Consider the following 25,601-nt stretch of genomic DNA (forward strand, 5'->3'; position numbering starts at 1 on the left):
TTGGCAGGCTGCCAAAAGACCGCCTGCTGTCATCGCTAGAAGTGTCCGTGTGATCATCTGACCCGCTCTCGCCTCTTATTCACCGCCCTGCGGCTTACCACCATTTCTCGGGCTTGGCCACAAAACCGGCCGCCTTCTCCAGCGCATAGGCGGAGGACAGCAACTCGGCCTCTTCCCACGGGCGCCCGATCAGTTGCAGACCCAACGGCAAGCCTGTGGCGCTTTGCCCCGTCGGCAGCGCGACACCGGGCAGACCGGCAAGGTTCACCGTCACAGTGAACACGTCGTTGAGATACATCGCCACCGGATCGGCGTCCTTCATTTCACCCAGACCGAAGGCCGCCGAGGGGGTCGCCGGGGTCAGGATGCTGTCGATGCCTTGGGCAAAGACGTCTTCGAAGTCTTTCTTGATCAGGGTACGGACCTTGCGGGCGCGGTTATAATAGGCGTCGTAGAAACCGGCGGAGAGCACATAGGTGCCAACCATGACGCGGCGCTGCACCTCGTGGCCGAAGCCCTCGGCGCGGGTTTTCTCGTACATCTCGGTGATGCCGTCGCCGTGGTCGAGCTTGGCGCGGTGGCCAAAGCGCACACCGTCATAACGCGCGAGGTTCGAGGACGCCTCGGCGGGGGCGATGACGTAATAGGCGGGTAGGGCGTATTTCGTGTGCGGCAGCGAGATGTCGACGATCTCGGCGCCCGCGTCCTTCATCATCGCGATGCCGTCTTGCCAGAGCTTGTCGATCTCTTCGGGCATGCCATCCATGCGGTATTCGCGCGGGATGCCGATTTTCTTGCCACGGACGTCGCCAGTCAGGGCCGCCTCAAAGTCGGGCACGGCCAGATCGGCGCTGGTGCTGTCCTTGGCGTCATGGCCACACATGGCTTCCAGCATGATCGCCGCATCGCGCACGGTTTTGGTCATCGGCCCGGCTTGGTCGAGGCTTGAGGCGAATGCGACGATGCCCCAACGCGAGCAGCGGCCATAGGTCGGCTTGATGCCCACGGTGCCGGTGAAGGCCGCAGGCTGGCGGATCGAGCCGCCGGTGTCGGTGCCGGTCGCGGCGAGGCACAGATCAGCCGCCACGGCGGCGGCAGAGCCACCCGAGGAGCCGCCCGGTGTCAGGTCCGCCGTGTCGCCCGCGCGGCGCCACGGATTCACCGCGTTGCCATAGACGGATGTCTCGTTCGACGAGCCCATGGCGAATTCGTCCATGTTGAGCTTGCCCAGCATAACCGCGCCGCTGTCTTTCAGCTTTTGGCTGACGGTGCTCTCATACTCGGGCAAGAACCCTTCGAGGATGCGGCTGCCCGCTTGGCTTGGCACGCCTTTGGTGCAGAAGAGGTCTTTGATGCCGATGGGCAGGCCGCACATGGCAGGCGCGTCGCCCTGTTTGATGCGCGCGTCAGCCTCGGCGGCTTGTTCCATCGCGATCTCGGGGGTGCGGTGCACGAAGGCGTTCAGCGCGCCTGCGCCGTCGATGGCTTTGAGGCAGGCTTCGGTCAGGTCTTTCGAGGTGGTCTCACCCTTGCGCAGCGCGTCGCGGGCTTCGGCAAGGCTCAGTTTGTTCAGATCGGTCATTATTCCACCACCTTCGGCACGGCAAAGAACCCTTCACGGGCATCGGGGGCATTGGCCAGCACGCGGTCCTGCTGGTCGCCATCGGTGACCACATCCTCGCGCCGTTTCAGGCGCTGCGGGGTCACGGAGGTCATCGGCTCGACGCCGTCGACATCCACCTCGGACAGCTGCTCGATGAAGCCGAGGATGTTGTTGAACTCTTCGGCCAGCGCCGGAAGCGCCTCGGGTTCAACCTTGATCCGGGCCAGTTTCGCCACCCGTGCGGCGGTGTTTTCGTCGATCGACATGAACATCTCCATCTCTTTGTGGGTCCTCTACCGTTTGGGGGCGGGCCTCGCAAGGGTTTGAGAGGGGCGAAGCGGAGCCGGGCAGCGCCAGACCGGGGGATGGCGCCTGCTTCGAAGCAGTTGGGCAATTTATGTTTGCTGGGGTATTGCGCGATGGCGGGATGGCGTCCGGCTTGCAGAAGCGCCAGCCCGTTGGGCCGGTCTGGCGCTGCCCGGCGGGCATGCGCCCTTGATTCCGGGCTGGTGGCATGCGGAGGCGTTTACTTGATTCCGCGCTTCGGAGGGTCAAATCTGACGTAAAACCCACATTACTCAGGAGACCCTCATGAACATCATCTGGCTCGGCCACGGCTCATTCCGCATCGAGATCGAAGATCAAGTGCTGCTGATCGACCCTTGGCTCAAGGACAACCCGATGCTGCCTGAGGAACACCATGCCGAGGCGATCAAAGGCGCGACTCAAATCCTCGTCACCCACGGCCATTTCGACCACACGGCTGACATCGCCGATATCGCCAGCCGGACGAATGCGCCGGTGGCGGGGATGGTCGAACTGATGGGCTGGCTGGAAAGCAAAGGCGTCGCACAAACCACCGGCTTTAACAAAGGCGGGACGATCCGCGCGGGCGAGGTGGCGATCACCATGGTTCCGGCCTCGCATTCCTCATCCGTGGAAGGCGACAACGGGCCGATCTACACCGGGATGGAGACGGGGTTCATGATCTCGGGCGAGGGGCATACGATCTATCATTCCGGCGACACGGCGATCATGGCGGATATGGATTGGATGGGCGACTATCACAAACCAGACATCGGCATTCTATCGGCAGGCGGGCATTTCACGATGGATATGGCGCAGGCCGCTTATGCCGCGAAACGTTATTTTAACTTCAAGACGGTTATCCCCTGCCACTACCGCACCTTCGACGCGCTGGAGCAATCGGCGCAGGTGTTGACCGATGGGCTGCCCGGCGTTGATGTGGTGGAGCCGCAGGTGATGCAGCCGATCACCGTCTGACCAACTGCCCCGACCGCCTTGCGCGTCAAGGCGGAACAGGGGATACCTGAATGAACCACCGGGGAAATGCCATGTTTGCCAAATCGACTGCCGTGATCTTGTTGCTGACGCTGGGGGCCTGCGCCCCGCTGGACCGGGCCGAGCCTACCGGCAGTGTCGGCTTTACCGGCGTGGGCGGTGACCGGCCAGTCATCTTCCCGGCGCATCTTTTGGTGTACCAGCCGCAATAGACGTAAGGCGGCTGAGATGCCCAAAGAAGGTCAATTCATCAACCGCAGCAATTGGCTGCGCGCTGCCGTTTTGGGGGCCAACGACGGTATCGTCTCTTCTGCCAGCCTGCTGGTGGGGGTGAGCGCGGCAGGTATGGCGCAGGGCAATGTCTTGCTGACCGGGCTTGCGGGGCTCACCGCCGGGGCGCTGTCAATGGCGGCAGGGGAGTATGTCTCGGTCTCGGCACAGGCGGACGTTGAGAAGGCCGATTTGGAGCGCGAGCGCGTGGCCCTGATCGAAGACCCGGATTACGAGCTGAGCGAACTTGCCGAAGGGCTGGAGAACCGGGGCGTGGAAAGTGACCTCGCCTTGGAAGTCGCAGCACAGATGACCGACCATGACGCCTTGGGCGCCCACGCACGCGAAGAGTTGGGCATGTTCGGCCTTGCCGGTCAGGCCGATCCGCTGCAGGCGGCGGGCGCCTCGGCGCTGGCCTTTGCCTTGGGCGGCGGGCTGCCCTTGTTGGCGGCTGTTCTGGCCCCTGCGGGGGCGCGTGGCCTGACGATCGCATTGGTTGCGTTGCTGGCGCTGGTGCTGCTTGGCGCGGGCGGGGCACAATTGGGCGGTGCGCCGAAACGGCCCGCCATCAGGCGTGTCGTTTTCTGGGGCGGTTTGGCCATGGCCGTGACCGCCGGGGTCGGGCATCTTTTCGGAGCGATTGGCTGACGCTTTGATTAAAGATGCCACCAAAGAAAAAGGCCGACCCCTTTCAGGGCCGGCCTTTCGCATCAGATGGCACAGCGATTATTCGCGGTTGCCGAAGAGCGACAGCAACATCATGAACATGTTGATGAAGTCCAGATAGAGGCTCAGCGCGCCCATGATCGCGGCCTTGCCCAGCCACTCAGTGTCGCCGTGATGCGCGTGGGCCAGATACTCGGTCTTGATCTTCTGGGTGTCATAGGCGGTCAGACCCGCGAAGATCAGAACACCGATGGCCGAAATCGCGAACATCAGCGCCGAAGAGGCGAGGAAGATATTAACGATCGACGCGACAACCAGACCGATCACGCCCATGATCAGGAAGCTGCCCCAACCCGAGATGTCCTTCTTGGTGGTGTAGCCCCAGAGCGACAGACCGGCGAAGGCGATCGACGTGATCAAAAAGACCTGCGCGATGGAATAGCCGGTGAAGACAAGGAAGATCGAGCTGATCGAGATGCCCATGACGGCGGCGAAGGCGTAGAACACGACCTGCGCCGTGGCCGCCGACATTTTGTTGATCATCGCGCTAAAGCCAAAGACAAAAGCGAGCGGCGCGAACATTACGACCCATTTCAGCGGCGAGGCATAGAGCGCATAGCCCAACTGCGTCAGGTACTTATCTTGGCTAAGCTGCGCTACGGCGGCGGAAGGGTCGGAGGTAACCGATAGCCCAGAGATGGCCCAAGCCGCGGCGAAGGTGATGAGCATGCCGATCGACATGGTGCCATACACCTTGTTCATATGAGCGCGCAGACCCTCGTCGATCGCGGCGACGCGCGACCCGGCAGCAGAGCGAATTGAATTGACGTCAGCCATTTAGTGACTCCCATTGGCAAAGTTGCGTGTCGAAACCCGGCCGACACGTTCTTGGCTTTGAATATCGGGCCTGCAGGGGCGAATTTCAAGTGTCTTGCGGCCTGATATCACGGCAATAATCGCGGGTTTCTCCCAGGATTTGTCAGGGGCGCGCGCCGAGGGTCGGTAAGACCTTCGTTTTCAGCGGGCGGGCCGCCCAAGGCGCGGTGATCGGCGGAAAAGCACCGATGCTTTTCCGGCGCGGCGGGGCGCTGGCGACGGCGCGCGAACCGCCCGAGAGCCAGAAAATCGGCATTTGAACTATTCCGGGGGGAACCGATTGATATTCTTCGCGTTCATCCAATGGTTGCCGAGCGGGAAACCACTACAGCCAAGGATACTTGGAGATTTAACGCTCGCCGGTCGAAGAGAGAGAGGGGCAGTGCACCGCCTGAGGTTGCAGTCGAAACGGAACAGATTTTTACCATCACGTGAAATTTCTTTGCCGAATTCAACGCAACCGCTATGATAGGAGGTAGGACTTTCGCGCAACCCCTGCGGTATTGCGTGAAGCAACGGCACACTTCGTCCTTGTTTGGAACAGAGATTGGCACGGTCGCATGTGCCCTATAAGGATTAAAGAATATGGTGCATGTGGTAGATGTACATGTGGGTAAGCGTATCAGGCAGCGGCGCTGGTTGACGGGGATGACCCAACAGAAACTGGCAGAACTCGTCGGGATCAAATTCCAACAGATACAGAAATACGAAACCGGCGCGAACCGCGTCAGCGCCTCGCGGCTTTGGGATATCGCAGATGCGCTTGGCGTGCCTGTGTCTTTCTTCTTTGAGGGACTGAAAGACGAGGAGGGCGCAGATGGCCCATCGGTGGATGGGCTGCCCGCCGATCTGATGGCCGATAAAGAGGCGATGGAGCTGGTCCGTTCTTACTATGCCATCCCCGAGAACCAGCGCCGCCGGTTGTTCGAACTGGCCCGCGTGTTGAGCGATGTGGCCTGAACCCATCCGGGTCGTCTTTCTTGGCCTAGCTTTTGAAGGGCCAGCTTTCTAGGGTCCAACTTTCTAAAGCATTGGCAGGCTTGCGCAAACCCGCGCAAACTGTCAGGTCTTCGTCATGATGAACGCCACTGATTTTGATCCTGATATTCGCCGCGTCGCCCATCTGATGGCGGATGCGGCGCGTCAGGTGATCCTGCCCTATTTCCGCAGCCTTGATTTGCAGGCCGACAATAAGCTCGGTACGGGTTTTGACCCCGTGACCGAGGCGGATCGCGCCGCCGAACGGGCGATGCGCGATATCTTGGCGGCGGAACGGCCCGCCGATGGCATCTTGGGCGAAGAATATGGCGCGCAGCCCGGCACGTCGGGGCTGACGTGGGTGCTTGACCCGATTGACGGCACACGCGGGTTTCTCAGCGGCACGCCGACTTGGGGCGTGCTGATCGCGGTCAGCAATGTGTCGGGGCCATTCTACGGCATCATTGACCAGCCCTATATCGGCGAGCGTTTCGAGGGCGCCCCGGATGGCGCGCTGATGACTGGGCCGCATGGAAGCCGCCCCTTGCAGACCCGCGCGGCGCGGGACCTGCGGCAGGCTATCGTTTTCACCACATTCCCCGAGGTCGGCAGCACCGATGAAGCCAGCGCCTTTGGGGCCGTGGCGTCGCGGGCGCTGCTCACACGTTACGGCATGGATTGCTACGCCTATGCGCTGGTCGCGGCTGGGCAGGTCGATCTGGTGATCGAGGCAGGGCTGAACGCCTATGACATTCAAGCGCCCATCGCGGTGATCCAAGCGGCGGGGGGTGTCGTCACCGATTGGCAGGGCAATCCGGTGCATGAAGGGGGCAGGGCGCTTGCGGCGGCCAACCGCGAAATCCACGCGCGGGCGCTTGCGATCCTTTCCGCATATTGATCCAATTGTCAAAACCCGCGGATTGACCGGCCCCGGCGGGATGCGATAAATCCCGCAAAGGTCGGTTCTCTCGCCCGTTTTCCATCGGCCACACACACTTTGCATGAGACGGGCATAGCGAAAAGTGTGACCTATGGCAGAGACCCTCATCCGCGGCGCGGATTACCTTATCACGATGGACGATACCCGGCGGGAGCTTGCAGGTGCAGACCTGCTGCTGCGCGACGGGGTGATTGCCGAGATCGGGCAGGGCCTTCGGACGGAGGGCGAGATTGTCGAGGCGAAGGGCTGCGTCGTCACGCCGGGCCTCGTGAACACGCATCATCACCTGTATCAAAGCATGACCCGCGCCGTGCCGGGCGCACAGGACGCGTTGCTTTTTGGCTGGTTGCAGCGGCTCTATCCCATCTGGGCGCGTATGGGGCCGGAGCATATGTCCGTCTCGGCCCAGATTGGGTTGGCGGAACTGGCGCTGTCGGGCTGTAGCCTGAGCTCGGATCACCTTTACCTCTACCCAAACGGCGTGCGGCTGGAGGATACGATCCATGCCGCCGCCGAACTGGGCCTGCGGTTTCACCCCACGCGCGGCTCAATGAGCATCGGTGAAAGCGACGGCGGCCTGCCACCCGATGCGCTGGTGGAGCGTGAAGCGGCGATCTTGGAGGATTGCATCCGCGTGGTCGACGCCTTCCATGACCTTGCGGAAGGATCGATGTGTCGCGTTGGATTGGCCCCATGTTCACCTTTCTCGGTCAGCCGCGAGTTGATGCGCGATACCGCGCTTCTGGCCCGCGACAAGGGCGTGATGCTGCACACTCATCTGGCCGAAAATGCGGAGGACGTAGCCTATTCGCTCGAGAAATTTGGCTGCCGCCCCGGAGAATATGCCGAAAGCCTAGGTTGGCTGGGCGATGACGTTTGGCATGCCCATTGCGTGCAGTTGGACGGGGCGGAGATTGACCTTTTCGCGCGCACAGGCACCGGGGTGGCGCATTGCCCCTGTTCAAATTGTCGCCTTGGGTCAGGCATCGCGCCGGTACGCGCGATGCTGGGTGCAGGCGTGCCGCTGGGGCTGGGGGTCGATGGATCGGCCAGCAACGACAGCGGCAATCTGGCCGCCGAGGCGCGGCAGGCGATGCTGTTGCAGCGGGTGTCACGCGGCGCTGATGCGATGAGTCCCCGCGCCGCCTTGGAAATGGCCACACGCGGCGGGGCGGATGTGTTGGGGCGCCCTGATTGCGGGCGGCTGATGCCCGGCAAACGCGCCGATGTGGCAATTTGGGATGTCTCGGGTGTGCATAGCGCAGGCAGTTGGGATCCGGCTGCGCTGCTTCTTGCCGGTCCGACGGCGGTGCGCGACCTTTTCGTTGAAGGCCGACAAGTGGTGCGCGATGGTCACGTCACCACGATTGACTTGGCCGCGCAGGTGGCGCGGCAAAACGAATTGGCGAAAGGCTTGGCTGAATGAGGCCATTTTTTCTATCGATCCTGATGCTGGCGGGCATGCCGGCATTGGCCGACCCCATGGGGTTGGAGCGCGTAAATGCGTTGCGGGATGTGCAGGGGCTCAAACCTCTCGTCTATGATGGCCGTTTGGCGCAAGCGGCGCAAACCCATGCCAGCGATATGGCAGAGCACGACTATTTCAGCCATAAGGGCCGCGATGGCACGGATGTGGGCCGTCGTGCCGCGATGGCGGGCTATCAATGGTGTTTTGTGGCCGAAAATATCGCCAAGGGGCAGCAGTCCTTGGATGAGGTCATGACCGGTTGGACCGACTCGCCGGGGCATTACCGCAATATGGTCGACAGCCGCGCCGAAGAGATGGGGCTGGTGCAGGCCGATAGTGAGGTTTGGGTCATGGTGCTGGGCGCGCCCTGCTAACCTGACCCAGTCGCGGGTGGTGCGTTACGCCGTGCCACCCCGACGCGCACCCGCAACCCAAACATCTGCAATCGCGCGGTCATCGCCCATCATGATGGTGGCGAAGAGGCTTTCCCAGATATCCTTGGCAGCCGCGTGACGCTGCGCGATGGCGGGGGTCGAGTCGAGCGACAGCACGGTAATATCTGCTTCCATCCCTTCGGCCAGACTTCCGATGTGATCCTGCAGATGCAGGCTGCGGGCCGAGCCTGCGGTGGCGAGCCAGATCAGCTGCGCCGCGTGCAGCGGGGTGCCGCGCAACTGGCCGACCTCATAGGCTGCGGCCATCGTTCGCAGCATCGAAAATGACGAGCCGCCCCCGGTATCCGTTGCCAGCGCCAGCGGAATGCCCCGCGCGGCAAGCCCGGTCATGTCAAACAGCCCCGAACCGATAAACGTATTGGAGGTGGGGCAATGCACCAGCGCCCCGCCTGTCTCTGCCAGCCGGTCAATCTCACGCGGCTCTAGGTGGATCGCATGGCCGTAGAGCCCGCGTTCGCCTAGCAGCCCATGGGCCTCATAGGTATCAAGGTAATCGCGGGCCTCTGGGAACAGCCCGCGCACCCATTCAATCTCATCCGTCTGCTCGCTAAGGTGGGTCTGCATCAGGCAGGTCGGATGCTCTGCCCAAAGCGCACCGAGGGCCGAGAGTTGCTCGGGCGTCGAGGTCGGAGAGAAACGCGGCGTGATCGCATAGCTCGCGCGGCCCTTGCCGTGCCAGCGCTCAATCAGCGCTTTGCTGTCGTCATAGGCGGATTGCACCGTATCGCGCAGCCCTTCGGGGGCGTTGCGGTCCATGCAGGTCTTGCCCGCCACGATCCGCTGGCCGCGATCCTCTGCCGCCTGAAACAGCGCGTCGGCGCTGTGGGGGTGGATCGTGCAGTAAGACGCAACAGTGGTGGTCCCATGGGCCAGCGTCAGGTCCAAATAGCGCGCGGCGATGTCGCCCGCATAGGCCGGATCCGAAAGGCGCATCTCTTCAGGGAAGGTGTAGGTGTTCAGCCAGTCGATCAGCCGCTTGCCCCATGACGCGATGATCGCGGTCTGCGGATAATGCACGTGGGCATCGACAAACCCCGGGCAGATCAGCGCATCGGCGTAGCGCGTCACCTCGGCCTGGGGATGGTCGGCACGCAGGCGTTCGCCATTGCCCACGGCGACAATGCGACTGTCTTCGATCAAGACACCGCCTTCGGTGTCGATCTTCACGGCATCCTCCCACGCGCTTTGCATCGGGTTGCCGGAATAGCTGAGCGTCGCGCCCAAAAGGAGTCGTTGATTTGTCATGCCAGTGGTTTAGGTGAGGGCGAGACGGGGAACAATACCGAAGCGTCGCGGGTGCCGTTGTACCCCCGAGGCCGCTCGCCTATTGTCGCCTCCAACAAGGGCACAGGCACGGAGAGCAGCGGATGTCAGAGCAGATTGAAGAGCTGGATCCGGCGGTAGCCTCTGAGGAGACTGCCGAGGCCTATATGCTGGACCGCAAGGCCGTTGCCGCGATCCTTGAGACCGTAGAGGCCAACGATCAAGCCCATCTGACCCAGTTGATGGAGCCGCTGCACGCGGCGGATATCGCTGACCTTTTGGAGCAGATCGACGAGGATGACCGCGCCGCACTAATCCGGCTTTACGGGCAAGAATTCGACGGCGAGATTCTGTCGGAACTCGACGAGTCGATCCGCGAGGAAGTCATCTCCATCCTGACGCCGCAGGTTCTGACCCAAGCGGTGCGTGAACTGGACAGCGATGATGTCGTCGACCTGATCGAAGATCTGGAAGACGCGCAGCAGGAAACCATCCTCGACGCGCTGGAGGAAACCGACCGGGTCGCCGTTGAACAGGCGCTGAACTGGCCAGAATACTCCGCCGGTCGTCTGATGCAGCGCGAGGTTGTGATGGCGCCCGAGCATTGGACGGTGGGCCAGACCATCGACCATCTGCGCGCCACCAAGGAAGAAGACCTGCCAGATCAGTTCTATCACATCGTCATGGTCGACCCGCGCCTGCACCCGGTGGGCAACGTGACACTGGGCAAACTGATGCGCTCGCGCCGCGAGACGCGGCTGGCGGATATCTTGGAGGAAACGTTCCAGATCATCCCCGCGATGCGGGATGAGGGCGATGTGGCCTATGCGTTTAACCAGTACCACCTGATATCGGCCCCTGTGGTTGATGAAGAAGGGCGGTTGATCGGTGTCATCACCATCGACGACGCCATGGCGGTGCTCGACGAAGAACACGAAGAAGACATCCTGCGACTGGCGGGTGTGGGCGAGGGCTCACTTTCCGACCGTGTGGCGGAAACGACCAAACAGCGTCTGCCATGGCTTGCGGTGAACCTTGTAACGGCGATTGCCGCGTCGATGGTGATTTCGCAGTTCGAGGCCGCCATCGCGCAGATCGTGGCGCTGGCGGTGCTGATGCCGATCGTCGCCTCCATGGGCGGCAACGCGGGCACGCAGAGCCTGACCGTCGCGGTGCGTGCGATTGCGACGAAAGACCTTACCGGCTCCAACGTCTGGCGGGTGATCCGGCGGGAGGTTCTGGTGGGGCTGGTGAACGGGCTGATCTTTGCGGTGATCATGGGGATCGTCGGGGTGATCTGGTTCGGCTCTCCGGCGCTTGGCTATGTGATTGCGACCGCGATGGTGATTAACCTCGTAGTGGCGGGCCTTGCGGGCACCGGTATCCCGATTTTGCTGGAGCGGTTCGGGATTGACCCGGCGCTTGCCTCGGGGGCCTTTGTGACCACGGTGACGGATGTGGTGGGATTTTTCGCCTTCCTCGGTCTTGCGGCGCTGGTGCTGTTGTGAGCGATTGCGCCACTCGGAAGGCCGAGGCGCGCAAGGCGGCATTTGCCCGCCGCAAGCCGTTGTTTGAGGCGGCGAATGCGGCACAGGCGGGGTATCTTTCCGAAGTTTTGGCAGGTTATCGCGGCGTGCCGCTTTCGGGCTTCATGCCCATTCGCACCGAAATCGACCCCCGCCCGGCCATGGCCGAGGCCTGCGCCCACGGCCCGGTCGGCGTGCCGGTGATCATGTGGCCCGACCACCCGCTGTCCTTTTCGCGTTGGACACCAGAGACGCCGATGGTCGCGGGCACTTTCGGCGCGATGATCCCCGAACATAACGATTTTTTCGAACCCGAGATCGTGATCGTTCCGCTGCTGGCCTTTAACCGCGCGGGGGCGCGGCTGGGCTATGGCGGCGGATTTTATGATCGGACACTGGCGATGCTGCGCGCGCGCAGGGCCACGATGGCGATTGGTTTCGCCTTTGCCGGGCAGGAGTGCGATGACATTCCGCTCGAGGAAACCGATGAGCCGCTGGACCTGATCGTGACAGAGGCCGGTGTGATCGAAGTGACGCAACGCTAACCCGCCCAGGCGGAATAAGGGTTGCCGCCAAGCCGCCTGCGTCCTAGTCCATAAGTTATGAAGATTTTGTTTCTTGGCGATGTGATGGGCCGGGCCGGACGGCGGGCGATCACCGAAAATCTGGCGCGGCTGCGGCGCGACTGGAAGCTCGATTTCATTGTGGTCAATGGCGAGAATGCGACCGGGGGCATGGGCTTGTCGGGCGCGCACGCCAAAACGTTGCTGGATGCCGGGGCCGATTGTCTGACCCTTGGCGATCACGCTTTCGATCAGAAAGACATGCTGAGTTTTATCGAGCAGGAGCCCCGCGTGATCCGCCCGCTGAACTTCTCCAAATCCGCGCCGGGCAAAGGGGCCAAGCTGTTCACAGCGCAGAACGGCAAGAAGGTTCTGGTCACCCAGGCGCTTGGCCAAGTCTTTATGAAACGGCCCTTTGATGATCCCTTTTCGGCGCTGGAACCGGTGCTGAAAACCCATCCTTTGGGCGGCATGGCGCAGGCGATTATCGTGGATATGCACTGCGAAGCTACGAGCGAGAAAATGGCCATGGGCCATTGGTGCGACGGGCGGGCGAGCCTTGTTGTCGGCACCCATACCCATGTGCCCACCGCCGATGCGATGATCCTGCCGGGCGGGACGGCCTACCTCAGCGATGCGGGCATGTGTGGCGATTACCATTCGGTCATCGGCATGGACAAGGCCGAGCCGCTGCGCCGTTTCATCACCGGCATGCCGCGCGAACGTTTCACCCCCGCCAATGGCGAAGCGACGCTGTCTGGCGTCTATATCGAAACGGATGACCGCACGGGCCGTGCCACGCGGATCGTGCCGGTGCGCGAGGGCGGTGCCCTCCAGACCAACACGCCCTGAGGTCTGACACTGCCGACCCATGCGTCAGGCTTGCGCAGGGCGCGGCAATCGGCGTAACTGGACAACGGCCTTTTGCCCGAATGACAGGTTCTTGATGGAATTTTTCAGCTTCTCTCCGACGGAGACGGCGGTGCTCACCCTCGTGGTCGTCGGCATGATGTTCGTGCTTTTCCTGCGCGAAGCTTTCCCCACCGAAGTGGTCGCCATCGCCGGTGCCGCGCTTTTGCTGGCCATCGGCGTCTTGCCCTATGACGATGCGCTGGCGGTGCTGTCGAACCCCGCGCCTTGGACCATTGCAGCCATGTTCATCATCATGGGGGCCTTGGTGCGGACCGGGGCGTTGGATGTGCTAACCCGGTTGGCCGAACGCTCGGCCAAGACCCACCCCAAGACGGCGGTGGCGGGGGTGATCCTGTCGGTCATGGCGGCCAGCGCGATTATGAACAACACGCCCGTCGTCGTGGTGATGATCCCGGTGGTCGTGCAATTGACCCGAACGCTCAATACTAAAGCCTCTAAGCTGCTGATCCCGCTCAGCTATGCCGCGATTATGGGCGGTTCACTCACGCTGATCGGCACCTCGACCAACCTGTTGGTCGATGGTGTGGCGCGGTCGCAGGGGATGGCGCCGTTTGGGATCTTCGAGATCCTTCCCGTGGGTCTTGTCGTCTGCGCGTGGGGCCTAATCTACATGCTGTTCTTCGCAGACAAGCTGCTGCCCGCGCGCGACAGCATGGCGAATATGCTGTCGGACCGCTCCAAGATGAAGTTCTTTACCGAGGCGGTGATCCCCCCTGAAAGCAACTTGATTGGCCGCGAAGTGCTGGATGTGCAGCTGTTCAAACGCGAAGGCGTGCGGTTGATCGACGTGGTGCGCGGCGACGATTCATTGCGCCGCAACCTCAAAGGCGTTGAGCTTCAGGTCGGGGACCGCGTGGTGCTGCGGACCCAGATGACCGAGCTGTTGAGCCTGCAAAACAACAAAGAACTGCGCCGGGTTGACCAGCTTTCGGCGGTGGAGACCACGACCGTCGAAGTGCTGATCACCCCCGGTTGCCGGATGGTGGGGCGTAGCTTGGGTTCCATGCGACTGCGGCGGCGCTATGGCGTCTATCCGCTGGCGGTGCATCGGCGGAACCAGAATATCGGCCAACAGCTTGACCAGTTGATCGTCAAAGTGGGGGACACGCTGCTGCTGGAAGGCGCGGCAGAGGACATTCAGCGGTTGGCCAGCGAGATGAACCTCGTTGACGTGACCCAACCCTCGGCCCGTGCGTTTCGGCGGGGCCATGCGCCGATTGCCATCGCGGCGCTGGTAGGCATCGTCACACTGGCCGCCTTCAACGTCGCGCCGATCTTGGCCTTGGCCGTGATCGCTGTGGCTGTGGTGCTGGTTACCGGCTGTATCGACGCGGAGGAGGCATTCTCTTTCGTGGAAGGGCGGTTGCTGGCACTGATCTTTGCCATGTTGGCCGTGGGGGCCGCGCTGCAAAACTCAGGCGCGATTGCGCTGATCGTCGACAATATCGCGCCGGGATTGGCACAGTTGCCGCCGTTTTTCATCATCTGGGCGGTGTTCCTGCTGACCACCACCCTGACCGAGATCGTCAGCAACAATGCGGTGGCTGTCATCATGACGCCGATCGCCATCAGCCTCAGCACTGCGCTTGGCATGGACCCGCGCCCGCTGGTTGTGGCGGTGATGATCGCGGCCTCCTGCGCCTTTGCCACGCCTATCGGCTATCAGACCAATACGCTGGTCTACGGGCCGGGTGGGTATAAATTCACCGATTTCATGCGCATCGGGATCCCGCTGAACCTGAGCATGTCGCTGTTGGTAAGCGCGGTGATCCCACTGTTTTGGTAACTCAGGCGCTGCGCTGCTTTTCGGTCTGGGCGACGATCGCGTCAAACCCCGCCTGCGCCTCAAGAAAGTTGCGTGTCAGCGGCGCGGTAAGCTCGGATTGGTCCGAGAAATAGGCCCCAACCCGGCAGATATGCGCCGCGAATTCGGGGTGCACCCCTGCATCGTCATAGCGCCGGATGCGGTCTTTGCTCAGCCAGCCACGTTTCTTGGCTTCCTTGCTGATTAGCTTAAGCCGCTGCACAGCATGGAAGGTTAGGTAAACGGAAAGGTAGTCAAGGTAGTCGGGCAGGAGGATGCCGCAGGTGGGATCGAAGGCGTCGATTACCACGTCGACCATGTCCTGCGGGGCGACGGGCCACGCCTCATCCCCGATCAGCCAAGCGATGTCTTCGGCGCCATGGCGCAGCCCGGCATATTCAAAATCGAACCAACGCAATTTGTCATCCCGGCCAATCGCGGCATTGCCCGACCGGCAGTCCCATTTCACGAATTGCCGCGCCGGGGCGTTGATACGTTCATAGGCGGCGGTGCGGTCGAACTGGTCTGAAATGCCGCCCCCGAGGTCCTTTAGAAAGTCCACCGCATCAACGAAGTTCAGCACCCAATCGCGGTTATTGCCCAGATGCGGCATGATGGCGTTCAACTCGGTCTGGCGCGCGGCGCCATGGATGCGGAATATGGCCGAGACGGCCTCTCCCGCCAGATCAAGCTGTACCGCTGGCGCGACCTGCGCGACCTCAACATTGAGGCGGCGTTTGCCGACATCGGATTGGAACATGATTTCGCCGACCACGCCCAGACATTCGGGCAGGTCGCTGCAATGGCGGCCAAGTTCGGTCAGCACATGGGCTTCCAAATGGGTGCGGCGAAAGTTCGGGCGCAGGGTTGCGATGACGGTACGATCGGTCAGGTGCAGCCGGAAACTTGACCGGTTCTCACCACCGGGTGCCGATACCCGTGCGACATCTTGGCCGAAATGTTTGCGCGCCGCTGCGACGATCTGCGCCTGAGCGCTTTGTTCCTTGGGTCGTGCCATGGGGCCTCCGCTGGTGTTTCGGTCTGTCTAGGCGTTTTGACGGTCGAGGGTACGGCGGGTTTTGGGCAAAACAAAGGCAATTTCAGCCTATCCGCCCGGAGTGATTCGCCGCCATTCGGCATGTTTGATCTATACCAAAGGACAATGCGTCTGCAGTGCGCGTTACTGTTTCGAGATTATGTCGACATCTGGCCTCATTCATCGAAAAAATGGAAAGAATTTGCCGAAAGAGAATTGCGCCTGTTAGTTTCGCAAGTCTGTGGGGGACGTGGCGCTGCAAAGCGGTCGCGACTGCAAAAGTATATGAGGGATTGGTGTCATGGGTTACAGATTCTCTAAAGGTTGGAACAGTAAAGACGATAGCTGGTCCACCGATGGTGCGGCGGGCAGCGGTTGCGACGCCAGCGGTACAAAGTCCTATCACAACGGCGGGGTAGAGGGATCCTCCTTCGCGAAATGGTATGACGAAAACCTAGCCGGGAAGTTCGACGGGAGCGATGACGGCAAGGGTTCTGGTTCTGGCGGCACCAAAGGCTCCGGCTCTGGTGGTACCAAAGGCACCGGCTCTGGCGGTACCAAAGGCACCGGCTCTGGCGGTACGAAGGGTTCCGGCACTGGCGGCACGAAGGGTTCCGGCTCTGGCGGCACGAAAGGCTCCGGCTCTGGCGGCACGAAGGGCTCCGGCTCGGGTGGCACGAAGGGCTCCGGCTCTGGCGGCACGAAGGGCTCCGGCTCTGGTGGCACTAAGGGTTCCGGCTCTGGCGGTACAAAGGGTTCTGGTTCGGGCGGTACGAAGGGTTCTGGTTCGGGCGGCACTAAGGGTTCCGGTTCTGGCGGCACGAAGGGCTCCGGTTCTGGCGGTACGCAAGGTAGTGATACCGGTGGCGACGATAAAACCGTTCTGAAATTCCTGATGGGGGAGAATGGAGAGACCACAGTCGCCGTCACTGAGATGCCTAATGGCGAGTTGCACTTCAACCTATCACCCACAGACCCTGAAGCTGAGTCCCACGCAGATATCAACGGACTTTTCTTCAATGTGACTGACGGGAGTGCGATCGAAGAACTGAACTTCTTCCCTGATGTGAACGCCGAGGGGTATCACCTCACGGACGTGAAGGCTGTTGATGACGGAGTTGACGGTTTCACCGACGGTCCCCAAGCGGGGGGCAATTTTGATGTCGGTCTGCAGTTCGGCACGACCGCTGATAGTTCGGAAGGGGAGGTCAGCAGTACCAACTTTACCCTGTGGACCTATCCCGGTTCACTGTCGTTCGAGGATATCGATCTGAGCGGGATGCGCCTCGTCGTCGACTCGGACGAGACTGGCGGGGAAGTTCTTGAGGTGACGGGTATGGTCGATCCCGACATGGCCGACCCCGACGCCGCCGACACATCCGACGGCGCGACCGCTCTTATGGACGCGCTCAGCCTTGCCTCCATGCCTTCGGAGGAAGACGAAGAGGTCGACACCTATGAGGATGACGCCTTCGACATGGCTTAAGGGCCCGTCATTCCAGAAATGAAAGGCGCGTCCCTCGGGGCGCGCCTTTTGCTTGTCCACTCTCAGCGCTTGCGAAACCAAAGCACAAAGGGCAGGGCGACCAGATACATGGTAATCCCATAGACCGCCGAGGGCAGGGCGTAGGCGCTGAACCCTGATGTTTGACCCGAGATCAAAGCGGCGAGGGTGATGCCCAGCGTGGCGTTCTGAATGCCGACCTCAATCGAAATCGTCTTGCGTGTCTGCCACGCCAGCCCCGCGGCCCCGGCGATGCCTAGCCCCAGCAGCATTAAAACGACGTTAAAGCTGATGAGCGCAGGCCCGAGGCTGGCGAGGTTCTCGGCAAAAAGGCTCCAGTTCCCGGCCAAAGCGGCCAGGACGATCAGCACAAAGAGCAGCGCCGCGAGGGCGGAGAGACCCGGCTCGATCCGCAGGGCCATGGCAGGGGCGCCGTGGCGCAGCAGCAGCCCAAGCGCGACGGGCAGGGTGGTGATCAGAAACATCGCCATGGCAAGTGTTGCGACCGACACATCCGGGGCCGCATCGCCCATGAAATGTCGCACGGCGATGGCGGTGAAGATCGGCACGGTCAGAATGCTCAGGAGCGAGACGACCGCCGTCAAAGTCACCGACAGCGCCACATCGCCCCGCGCGAATTTGCTGATCATGTTTGAGGTCACCCCGCCGGGACAAAAAGACAGGATCATCAGCCCCACCGCCAGCTCTCCGCTGAGGCCAAAGACCGTGGCCGCGGCCCAAGCGGCGGCGGGCACCAGCACCACTTGGCACAGCGCGCCCAACCCGAAGGCGCGTGGGTATTTTGCGACGCGGGTGAAGTCTTGGACCGTAAGGCCGACCCCCAGCGACAGCATGATGATCGCCAAAGACAGCGGCAGTACGACGTTGATTAGAATATCCATTTGTCCCCCCTAAAGCTGAAATCAGCCTAGGGGCGGCAAATGTGATCTGGCAAGCCTGACGCGCGCCGGAAGCGCAACGTCAGAGTGGCCAAAAGACGAGGATCGCGGGGATCGACACCGCGACCACGATGATCTCTAGCGGCAGCCCCATGCGCCAATAATCGCCAAAGGAATAGCCGCCGGGGCCAAGGATCAGGGTGTTGTTCTTATGTCCAATCGGCGTGAGGAATGCCGAGGAGGCCGCCACAGCCACCGCCATCAGGAACGGGTCGGGCGACACCCCGAGTGTCTGTGCCATCTGGATGCCCACCGGGGCGGCGACGATGGTTGTCGCCGTATTGTTCAGCACATCCGACAGCGACATGGTCACGACCATCAACACCGTCAGTACGACCCATGCGGGCAGCCCCTCGGTCAGCCCCACCAGCGCGCCCGCAATCAACTCGGTCCCGCCCGAGGTTTCCAGCGCCGCGCCGAGCGGGATCATGGAGCCCAACAGAACGATCACCGGCCATTCGATATGCGTGTAAAGCTCCGATAGCGGCACGATCTTGGCCAGCACATAGCCCACGACCACCAGCCCAAGCGCGATGGGCAAATAGATCAGCCCGAAGGAGGCCGCTGCCACCGCACCTGCGAACATGCCGATGGCAAGCCACGTCTTGCTGTCTTGGGTCACGGCAAGGCCACGGTCGGCCAAGGGCAGTACGCCCAGCCAGTCGGTGACATGGGCCACCGTGTCGCGGGGGACCAACAGCAGCAGAATGTCACCGGGCTTCAATTCGGTCGTGCGCAGCTGCGAGGTGATCTTGCGACCTTGCCGCGACAGACCCAGCAGCACCGTGCGCTGGCGCCACGAGAGGCCCACTGCCTGCGCCGTGCGACCATTGAGGCGCGAGGCTTCGGTCACCACGACCTCGACAATCTCAACCCCGTCGCCATCGGCCAGCAGCAGGTCTTCGCGGTCACTGTCTGCCAGCGCGAGGTTCAGCGTGCTGCGGAATTCGTCCAGCGCGTCGGGCGTGGCTTCTAGCACGATCGCGTCCCCGGCTTGCAGCACCACATTGCGCGCGGTGCCATAGCGCCTCTTGCCATCCCGCATCAGCCCAAGGATCGCCACATCGGCCTTATGTGCTTCTTCCTGTAGCTCTGCCAGACGCTTGCCGATCTGCTTGTTGCCCTCGGGCACGGTCAACTCGGCGATATATTCCGCGATATCCTCAGGCTCGATCATGGCGTCTTCGCGGGCGGGGATCAAACGCCAGCCGACCAGCGCCACGAAGATCAGCCCAACGATGGCCGCCAGACCGCCCACCGGGGCAAAATCGAACATCTTGAACGGCGCGCCCAGCGATTCCTGCCGGATTGAGGCGATGATGATATTGGGCGGCGTGCCGATCAGCGTGGCCATACCGCCAAGGATGGTGGCAAAACTCAGCGGCATGAGGCTTAGCCCCGGTGCGCGGCCCGCTTTGCGCGCGGTCTGAATGTCGACCGGCATCAAAAGCGCCAAGGCCGCCACGTTGTTCATAAAGGCCGAGAGCACCCCGCCGACGGCCCCCATGATCGAGATATGCGCGCCCAAGCTGCGCGAACTGTCCACCAGCGTGCGGGTGATCAACATCACCGCGCCCGAACGCACCAGCCCGGCGGAAACCACCAGCACCAGCGCCACGATCAGCGTCGCCGGATGGCCAAAGCCGTCAAAGGCGTTTTCCGTGGGCACCACCCCCAGCACCACCCCGGCCATCAGTGCGCCAAATGCCACGATGTCATAGCGAAAGCGGCCCCACAGCAGCAGGCCAAAGACCGCGCCAAAGAGGGTAAAGAGAATGATCTGATCTGTGGTCATATATCCGGTCTAACGTGGTTGCCCCAAAGGAGGAAAGCTAAGCACAGGCCGGGTGGCTTGTTCCAGCGGTGATGCTGGCATATAGAGTGGCGCAAACGCATTGCCAGAACGAGGTATTCATGGCCGGTCACTCCAAATGGGCAAACATCCAGCATCGCAAGGGCCGTCAGGACAAGTTGCGCGCCAAGGTGTTTTCCAAACTTTCCAAGGAAATCACCATCGCGGCCAAGATGGGCGACCCCGACCCGGAAAAGAACCCGCGGCTGCGCATGGCCGTGAAAGAGGCCAAGGGCCAGTCCATGCCCAAAGACAACATCGAACGCGCCATTAAGAAGGCCGTGGGCGGTGAGGGTGAAGATTACGAAGAAATCCGTTATGAGGGCTATGGCCCGAACGGCGTGGCGGTGATCGTCGAGGCGATGACCGACAACCGGAACCGCACCGCCTCGACCGTGCGCTCGACCTTTACTAAGAACGGCGGCAATCTGGGCGAAACCGGTTCGGTCGGCTTCATGTTCGAGCGCAAGGGCGAGGTGATCTACCCCGCCGCCGTCGGCGACGCGGACACCGTGATGATGGCGGCGATTGAGGCCGGGGCCGAGGATGTCGAAAGCTCCGAAGATGGCCACGTCATCTATTGCGCCGACACCGATCTCAACGATGTGTCGACCGCGCTTGAGGCGGAACTGGGCGAGTCGGAATCTACCAAGCTGATCTGGCGTCCGGTCACGACGACAGAGATGGACCTTGAGAACATGGAAAAGCTGATGAAGCTTGTTGATGCGCTTGAGGAAGACGACGATGTGCAGCGCGTCACAACCAATTTCGAGGCCTCCGACGAGGTTATGGCGCAGCTTTAACGCCCCCTTGCACCAGCGCCTCGCGCGCCGCGGCCCTTATGGCAGCGGTGAGCGGGGCGAGCGCGGGCGCCATGATCCGCGCGACCTGCCAATAGAGCGGCACATCCAGCGGTAGTGCGTCGTCGAGCGAGACGAGGCGGCCCATCTCCATATCTTCAGTCACCAGCGGGGCAGGGTTCATGCCCCAGCCGAGCCCTTCGCGCGCCGCCGCCACGAAGCCGTGACTTGAGGGCAGATGGTGGCTGGGCGGCGTCAATCGCTGCCCGATCTTTTGCATCAGCCAACGCCCCTGCAATTGATCCTTGCGGTTAAAGGTCAGCATCGGCGCACGCGCCAGTGCCTCGGCGGTGATGCCATCTGCGAACCACCTTTCCACATAGGCGGGGCTTGCGGTCGGGTGATAGCGCAGCGCACCCAAAGCCAGCATATCGCAGCCCGGTGCGGCGCGGGCTTGTCCGGTCACAGCCGCGCTGACCTCTCCACGCCGCAGCCAATCGGCGGAGGTGTCTTGATCGTCGATCACCAGATCAAACAGCATCTCCGGTATCTGCGCCAAGGCCGGGATGAGCCATGTCGCCAGTACATCCGCAGGCACCGCCAGCCGCAGCCGGGGCGGGGACGTGTTGCCGCTGACGCCCAATGCCTGCGCTTCGAGCAGGGCCACGTCTTCGGCATGTTTCGCCAGCCGCTGGCCCGTCGGCGTGCCGGTACAGGGTTGGCCGCGCAAGACCAGCGTGGTGCCGACTCGATCCTCAAGCGCCTTCACCCGCTGCGAGATGGCGGAGGGGGTGACCCCGAGCGCCGCCGCCGCCGCGTCAAAGCTGCCAAGTCGTAGGATGCTCGCCAAAGCGGTCAGTTGGGCGCTGTCTAGCTGCATAAGATTTTCTAATCCAAGCGAAGACTATTGAATTTGAGTAATCTGCACCGCCGCGGTAGGCAAAAGCAACCCAAGACAGGACGCCCCAATGCTGACCTCATTCCTCCCCGGCTTCGCTCTCAGCCTCACTCTCATCATGGCCATCGGCGCGCAGAACGCCTTTGTCCTGCGCCAAGGGCTGCGGCGTGAGCATGTGCTGGTGGTGGTGTTGGTCTGCGCCACTTCGGATGCGATCTTGATCACTGCCGGTGTGGCCGGTTTCGGCGCGCTGGCCGAAGCGGCACCGTGGTTCGGGTCACTGATGCGCTACGGCGGCGCGGCCTTCCTGCTGTGGTACGGTTGGCGCAATGCCGTGTCGGCATGGCGCGGCGGTGAGGGGTTGGAGGCCGAAGGGCAGGCCACGCGCAGCTTGGGCAAGGCAATCCTGACCCTGCTGGCGCTGACATGGCTAAACCCGCATGTCTATCTTGATACATTGGTGCTGCTTGGCTCGATTTCGGCGCAATATCCCGACCGGATGAGCTTTGGCATCGGCGCAGCGATGGCAAGTTTTGTGTTCTTCTTTGCCCTCGGCTATGGCGCGCGGTTGCTTGCGCCGCTTTTCGCCAAGCCGCGCAGTTGGCAGATTTTGGACGCCGTCATCGCCATGACCATGTGGGGGATTGCGATCAAATTGCTTGCGATGTGAATAAAAGTGCCGCGCCCATCTTGCCCTTGGCAGCACTTTGGGAAAGGGTCGCGGCATGACACAAAACCCCGCAACCACCCCCGACATCCCCGTTCCCGCCAATCGCCCGCTTGTCGGGGTTTTTTGGATGCTGGTCACAGGGGCGTGTTTCATCGGCGTGACTGCGCTGGTCAAATATATGGGCCCGCGCCTTCCGTCGGCAGAGGCCGCATTCCTGCGCTACGCCATGGGGCTGGTCTTTGTCCTGCCGATCCTGCGGTCGCTTTTGTCGACCCCCGTTAGCAAGCGCCAGTGGGGGCTTTTCGGTCTGCGCGGATTCTTTCATGCGGGCGGGGTGATCTTGTGGTTCTACGCTATGACCCGCCTGCCGATTGCCGAGGTCACGGCGATGAACTACCTCGCGCCGATCTATGTCACTGTCGGCGCTGCGATTTTTCTGGGCGAAAAGCTTGCGGCGCGGCGCATCGTGGCGGTCTGTCTGGGGCTGGCGGGGGCGGCGATCATCCTGCGGCCCGGCTTTCGCGAAGTCTCAACCGGGCATCTGGCGATGCTACTGGCAGCGGTGGTGTTTGCGGGCTCCTACCTCTTGGCCAAGGTGCTGGCGGATGAAGCACGCCCTGTGATGATCGTCACCATGCTGTCAATCTTCGTCACCATCGGGCTGGCGCCATTTGCCTTTACCGTTTGGATTACCCCGACCGCGCAGGAGCTGCTGATCCTCGCGGGCGTCGCCTTTTTCGCCACGGCGGGGCATTTCACCATGACGCTGGCATTCGCCGCCGCCCCGGTGACGGTGACGCAACCGGTGACATTCCTGCAATTGGTCTGGGCCACGATCCTCGGCGTGGTGGTCTTTGCCGAGCCGGTGGACGTCTGGGTCGTGCTGGGCGGCGCGGTGATTTTGGGCTCGGTTACCTTTATCACATGGCGCGAAGCAATGCTGAAACGGCAGGTCACGCCGCCCTCCCACGCCACGAAATTCTGACGTACCACCCCGCCGGGCGGTACTTGATTGACGAGTCAATAAAGATTCCCCTATCCTGAGGCGGTCAACACTGCCCCAAGGACCCGAATCCAATGCCCAAAGTCGGAATGGAACCTATTCGCCGCTCTGCGCTGGTCAAAGCCACCATCGCCGAGATCGGGGAAGCTCAGTCACTGGATGTGACGGTGAGCCAGATCGCCAAGCGGGCAGGCATGTCGAGCGCGTTGGCGCATCACTATTTCGGCGGCAAGAATCAGATCTTCCTCGCCGCGATGCGGCATATCCTGTCGGAATATGCGGCAGGGGTGCGCGAACGGCTGGCAACGGCCCGCACGCCGCATGACCGGGCGGCGGCGATCATTGTGGCCAGTTTCGACGACACCGGCTTTCATCCTGGCACGATTAGCGCGTGGATGACGCTTTACGCCCATGCCCGCACCAATCCCGAAACGCGGCGGCTGCTGACAGCTTATCAAAGCCGCCTCCGCTCCAACCTCACCCATGCGCTGCGTCCGATCAGCCCCCAACCCGAGGGCGACGCCGAGACTTTGGCGGCGCTGATTGATGGGCTCTATCTGCGGGCGGCGCTGTCGGACGATGTCAGCGCTGCCGAAGCCATGACCCGCGCGCTCTATACCCTCGACCTGCTGCTGAAAGCGGGCCGCTGAACACGGCGGAGAAGGGCGGCATTGCCGCGCTCCGCCTCCTCGAACACTCCGCCCCTCAGGCAAGAAAGTATCTTTGATGTCCTATGATCCCCAGCCCACAGCCAGCCATTTCATCGACGGCGCCTATGTCGAAGACACGAACGGCACGCCGATCCCGGTGATCTATCCCGCCACGGGCGAGACGATCGCCACGCTCTATGCCGCCACGCCTGCGATCGTCGAACAAGCCATCACCTCGGCCCGCAAGGCGCAGGCCGCATGGGCCGCGATGACAGGCACCGAGCGGGGCCGCATCCTGCGCCGCGCCGCCGACATGATCCGCGAGCGCAACCACGACCTGTCGGTGCTGGAGACCTATGACACCGGCAAACCCTATCAGGAAACCTCTGTCGCCGATGCCACCAGCGGGGCCGACGCCTTGGAGTATTTCGGCGGGCTGGCGGGCAGCCTGACGGGCGAGCATATCCAACTGGGCGAAGATTGGGTCTATACCCGCCGCGAGGCGCTTGGCCTCTGCGTGGGCATCGGCGCGTGGAACTACCCCACGCAGATCGCCTGCTGGAAAGCCGCGCCAGCGCTCGCCTGCGGCAATGCGATGATCTTCAAGCCGTCCGAAACAACACCGCTCTGCGCGCTGAAAGTGGCTGAGATACTCATTGAGGCTGGGCTGCCTGCGGGCCTGTTTAACGTGGTGCAGGGCATGGGCGAGGTGGGCCAGTCGCTGGTCACCGATGCCCGCGTCGACAAGGTGTCGCTGACTGGCTCCGTTCCGACGGGCCGCAAGGTCTATGCAGCCGCCGCCGAGGGCATTAAACATGTGACGATGGAACTGGGCGGCAAATCCCCCATGATCGTCTTTGAGGATGCCGATATCGACAACGCCGTGAGCGGCGCGATTTTGGGCAACTTCTATAGCTCAGGCCAGATTTGTTCGAACGGCACGCGGGTCTTTGTGCACCGCGACATCAAGGATGCGTTTCTTGCGCGTCTGGCCGAGCGGTTGGATAACGCCGTGATCGGCGACCCGATGGACCCCGATACCAGCTTTGGCCCCATGGTCAGCGAACGGCAGATGCAGATCGCGCTGGACTATGTGGCGAAGGGTGAGGCCGAGGGCGCGCGGCTGGTCTATGGCGGCAAACGGATCGAGCGCGACGGTTTCTACATGCAGCCCACCGTCTTCGCGGATGTCAAAGACGATATGGTGATCGCCCGCGAAGAGATTTTCGGCCCCGTCATGGCGGTGCTCGATTTTGAGGATGAGGCCGAGGTCATGGCCCGTGCCAATACCACGGAATTCGGCCTCGCCGCCGGTGTCTTTACCCAAAACCTGACCCGCGCACATCGCGTGGCTGCCGGGTTCGAGGCGGGGACCTGCTACATCAACACCTATAATGACGCGCCCGTCGAAGCGCCCTTTGGGGGCATGAAAAACTCCGGCGTGGGTCGCGAAAACTCTAAGGCTGCGATCAACCATTATAGCCAGTTGAAGTCGGTCTACGTCCGCATGGGCGATGTCGAAGCGCCGTTCTAAGCAACGGAAAATTAGGCCGCAGCGCATAAAGCCGACACCGTCGGGCGC

26 protein-coding genes are annotated in these 25,601 nt (G+C 62.2%); 17 read left to right on the forward strand and 9 right to left on the reverse strand.

Annotated features, from left to right (window positions below; translation table 11 throughout):
* Positions 1–94 precede the first annotated feature (94 nt).
* Positions 95–1,582 (reverse strand): Asp-tRNA(Asn)/Glu-tRNA(Gln) amidotransferase subunit GatA, encoded by a 1,488-nt coding sequence (gene gatA / locus A3722_RS05550; protein WP_067627488.1) that lies wholly within the window; start codon positions 1,580–1,582, stop codon positions 95–97.
* Positions 1,582–1,869, reverse strand: coding sequence for an Asp-tRNA(Asn)/Glu-tRNA(Gln) amidotransferase subunit GatC (gene gatC, locus A3722_RS05555; protein ID WP_067627510.1), 288 nt, complete (start codon positions 1,867–1,869; stop codon positions 1,582–1,584). Before gatC ends, gatA begins: the two co-directional genes overlap by 1 nt.
* Before the next feature lie 325 nt (positions 1,870–2,194).
* On the opposite strand from gatC, the gene A3722_RS05560 reads away from it, so the two are divergent.
* From A3722_RS05560 to A3722_RS05570, 3 genes are read left to right on the forward strand one after another with little or no spacing between them, the layout of a single operon-like run.
* Positions 2,195–2,887 (forward strand): metal-dependent hydrolase, encoded by a 693-nt coding sequence (locus tag A3722_RS05560; protein ID WP_067627486.1) that lies wholly within the window; start codon positions 2,195–2,197, stop codon positions 2,885–2,887.
* A 50-nt stretch (positions 2,888–2,937) separates the two neighbouring features.
* Positions 2,938–3,117, forward strand: coding sequence for a hypothetical protein (locus A3722_RS05565; protein WP_067627484.1), 180 nt, complete (start codon positions 2,938–2,940; stop codon positions 3,115–3,117).
* A 16-nt stretch (positions 3,118–3,133) separates the two neighbouring features.
* Complete coding sequence (locus A3722_RS05570; protein ID WP_067627482.1) at positions 3,134–3,823, forward strand: VIT1/CCC1 transporter family protein; 690 nt, start codon at positions 3,134–3,136, stop codon at positions 3,821–3,823.
* A 78-nt stretch (positions 3,824–3,901) separates the two neighbouring features.
* Here A3722_RS05570 and A3722_RS05575 read toward each other — a convergent pair whose 3' ends face one another.
* Both A3722_RS05575 and A3722_RS24260 read right to left on the reverse strand, forming a co-directional pair.
* The gene (locus A3722_RS05575; protein ID WP_067627480.1) at positions 3,902–4,678 is read right to left on the reverse strand and encodes a Bax inhibitor-1/YccA family protein; all 777 of its coding nucleotides are present in this window, start codon (positions 4,676–4,678) and stop codon (positions 3,902–3,904) included.
* 142 nt (positions 4,679–4,820) lie between these two features.
* Positions 4,821–4,973: a hypothetical protein gene (locus tag A3722_RS24260; RefSeq protein WP_161487373.1), complete on the reverse strand. Its 153-nt coding sequence runs from the start codon at positions 4,971–4,973 to the stop codon at positions 4,821–4,823.
* 329 nt (positions 4,974–5,302) lie between these two features.
* Here A3722_RS24260 and A3722_RS05580 point away from each other — a divergent pair, with 329 nt between their 5' ends.
* The 4 genes from A3722_RS05580 to A3722_RS05595 all read left to right on the forward strand — a co-directional run bounded on the left by A3722_RS05580 (position 5,303) and on the right by A3722_RS05595 (position 8,477).
* Complete coding sequence (locus tag A3722_RS05580; RefSeq protein WP_067627478.1) at positions 5,303–5,677, forward strand: helix-turn-helix domain-containing protein; 375 nt, start codon at positions 5,303–5,305, stop codon at positions 5,675–5,677.
* Positions 5,678–5,792: 115 nt separating this feature from the next.
* Positions 5,793–6,593 carry a histidinol-phosphatase gene (gene hisN, locus A3722_RS05585; RefSeq protein ID WP_067627476.1) on the forward strand — a complete coding sequence of 267 codons (801 nt, stop codon included), beginning with the start codon at positions 5,793–5,795 and terminating at the stop codon, positions 6,591–6,593.
* A 133-nt stretch (positions 6,594–6,726) separates the two neighbouring features.
* Complete coding sequence (locus A3722_RS05590; RefSeq protein WP_067627475.1) at positions 6,727–8,061, forward strand: 8-oxoguanine deaminase; 1,335 nt, start codon at positions 6,727–6,729, stop codon at positions 8,059–8,061.
* Complete coding sequence (locus A3722_RS05595) at positions 8,058–8,477, forward strand: CAP domain-containing protein (protein ID WP_067627473.1); 420 nt, start codon at positions 8,058–8,060, stop codon at positions 8,475–8,477. The genes A3722_RS05590 and A3722_RS05595 overlap by 4 nt, the downstream gene beginning before the upstream one ends.
* Positions 8,478–8,501: 24 nt before the next feature.
* Here A3722_RS05595 and guaD read toward each other — a convergent pair whose 3' ends face one another.
* Entirely contained in the window at positions 8,502–9,803 is a 1,302-nt protein-coding gene (gene guaD / locus A3722_RS05600) for a guanine deaminase (RefSeq protein WP_067627471.1), read from the reverse strand.
* A gap of 122 nt (positions 9,804–9,925) precedes the next feature.
* Here guaD and mgtE point away from each other — a divergent pair, with 122 nt between their 5' ends.
* From mgtE to A3722_RS05620, 4 genes are all read left to right on the forward strand, one after another.
* Positions 9,926–11,329, forward strand: coding sequence for a magnesium transporter (gene mgtE / locus A3722_RS05605; protein WP_067627469.1), 1,404 nt, complete (start codon positions 9,926–9,928; stop codon positions 11,327–11,329).
* A complete protein-coding gene (locus A3722_RS05610; RefSeq protein WP_067627467.1) occupies positions 11,326–11,892 on the forward strand; it encodes a 5-formyltetrahydrofolate cyclo-ligase in 567 nt (188 codons plus the stop codon). The genes mgtE and A3722_RS05610 overlap by 4 nt, the downstream gene beginning before the upstream one ends.
* 57 nt (positions 11,893–11,949) lie before the next feature.
* Complete coding sequence (locus A3722_RS05615; RefSeq protein WP_067627466.1) at positions 11,950–12,762, forward strand: TIGR00282 family metallophosphoesterase; 813 nt, start codon at positions 11,950–11,952, stop codon at positions 12,760–12,762.
* A 94-nt stretch (positions 12,763–12,856) separates the two neighbouring features.
* Positions 12,857–14,629 (forward strand): SLC13 family permease, encoded by a 1,773-nt coding sequence (locus A3722_RS05620; RefSeq protein ID WP_082849364.1) that lies wholly within the window; start codon positions 12,857–12,859, stop codon positions 14,627–14,629.
* 1 nt (position 14,630) lies between these two features.
* On the opposite strand, the gene A3722_RS05625 is transcribed toward A3722_RS05620, so the two are convergent.
* Positions 14,631–15,665, reverse strand: coding sequence for a hypothetical protein (locus A3722_RS05625; RefSeq protein WP_067627462.1), 1,035 nt, complete (start codon positions 15,663–15,665; stop codon positions 14,631–14,633).
* A gap of 319 nt (positions 15,666–15,984) precedes the next feature.
* Between A3722_RS05625 and A3722_RS24265 the strand changes: the two genes are divergently transcribed.
* Positions 15,985–17,169, forward strand: coding sequence for a hypothetical protein (locus A3722_RS24265; protein WP_067915984.1), 1,185 nt, complete (start codon positions 15,985–15,987; stop codon positions 17,167–17,169).
* 62 nt (positions 17,170–17,231) lie between these two features.
* Here A3722_RS24265 and A3722_RS05635 read toward each other — a convergent pair whose 3' ends face one another.
* Positions 17,232–18,089 (reverse strand): bile acid:sodium symporter family protein, encoded by an 858-nt coding sequence (locus tag A3722_RS05635; RefSeq protein WP_067630190.1) that lies wholly within the window; start codon positions 18,087–18,089, stop codon positions 17,232–17,234.
* Positions 18,090–18,168: 79 nt separating this feature from the next.
* A complete protein-coding gene (locus A3722_RS05640) occupies positions 18,169–19,941 on the reverse strand; it encodes an SLC13 family permease (protein WP_067630192.1) in 1,773 nt (590 codons plus the stop codon).
* A 119-nt stretch (positions 19,942–20,060) separates the two neighbouring features.
* Between A3722_RS05640 and A3722_RS05645 the strand changes: the two genes are divergently transcribed.
* Positions 20,061–20,801 carry a YebC/PmpR family DNA-binding transcriptional regulator gene (locus A3722_RS05645; RefSeq protein ID WP_067630244.1) on the forward strand — a complete coding sequence of 247 codons (741 nt, stop codon included), beginning with the start codon at positions 20,061–20,063 and terminating at the stop codon, positions 20,799–20,801.
* Here A3722_RS05645 and A3722_RS05650 read toward each other — a convergent pair.
* Positions 20,785–21,678 (reverse strand): LysR family transcriptional regulator ArgP, encoded by an 894-nt coding sequence (locus A3722_RS05650; RefSeq protein WP_067630195.1) that lies wholly within the window; start codon positions 21,676–21,678, stop codon positions 20,785–20,787. The genes A3722_RS05645 and A3722_RS05650 overlap by 17 nt on opposite strands.
* Before the next feature lie 88 nt (positions 21,679–21,766).
* On the opposite strand from A3722_RS05650, the gene A3722_RS05655 reads away from it, so the two are divergent.
* The 4 genes from A3722_RS05655 to betB all read left to right on the forward strand — a co-directional run bounded on the left by A3722_RS05655 (position 21,767) and on the right by betB (position 25,553).
* Complete coding sequence (locus tag A3722_RS05655) at positions 21,767–22,366, forward strand: LysE/ArgO family amino acid transporter (protein WP_067630198.1); 600 nt, start codon at positions 21,767–21,769, stop codon at positions 22,364–22,366.
* Positions 22,367–22,421: 55 nt separating this feature from the next.
* On the forward strand, positions 22,422–23,351 hold the full coding sequence (locus A3722_RS05660; RefSeq protein WP_067630201.1) for a DMT family transporter: 930 nt from the start codon (positions 22,422–22,424) through the stop codon (positions 23,349–23,351).
* Positions 23,352–23,443: 92 nt separating this feature from the next.
* On the forward strand, positions 23,444–24,019 hold the full coding sequence (gene betI, locus A3722_RS05665; protein ID WP_067630203.1) for a choline-binding transcriptional repressor BetI: 576 nt from the start codon (positions 23,444–23,446) through the stop codon (positions 24,017–24,019).
* Positions 24,020–24,095: 76 nt separating this feature from the next.
* Complete coding sequence (betB, locus tag A3722_RS05670) at positions 24,096–25,553, forward strand: betaine-aldehyde dehydrogenase (protein ID WP_067630206.1); 1,458 nt, start codon at positions 24,096–24,098, stop codon at positions 25,551–25,553.
* Positions 25,554–25,601: the final 48 nt, after the last annotated feature.

Origin of the sequence: Sulfitobacter sp. HI0027 (assembly GCF_001634775.1) — a bacterium.
Classification (GTDB): Bacteria; Pseudomonadota; Alphaproteobacteria; order Rhodobacterales; family Rhodobacteraceae; genus Sulfitobacter.